The organism is Extibacter sp. GGCC_0201 (assembly GCF_017566055.1).
In the GTDB taxonomy this organism is placed as follows: Bacteria; Bacillota; Clostridia; order Lachnospirales; family Lachnospiraceae; genus Extibacter.
On sequence record NZ_JABFCH010000148.1, the window covers coordinates 1 to 225 of the forward strand.

A 225-nucleotide genomic window follows, 5' to 3' on the forward strand; every position below is an offset into this window, starting at 1 on the left:
GCAAGTGGGAGTGCTTTTTTCGGTCTAATCTCTTCGCCAAAAAAGTTTAAGAAGCGTCTCATATCGCATTTCATTCTTTCCAACCGAAACTTCCAGCCATTCCCACAAATGGGGACGGCCTTTGTCCGTGGTGGTATAAGCAATTTTTGCCTGTTTGTTGGTGCTCACGTCATTGGCGGAAATCATGCCGTCCTCCGAAAGTGCGCTCAACGTGGGGTAAATACT

General features: G+C 47.1%; 1 protein-coding gene. It reads right to left on the bottom strand.

Translation table 11 applies throughout. The features are described 5' to 3' along the window. Nucleotides 1-24 precede the first annotated feature (24 nt). The coding region (locus HJV72_RS19050; protein WP_208073443.1) for a helix-turn-helix transcriptional regulator at nt 25-225 on the bottom strand (201 nt) is incomplete at its 5' end.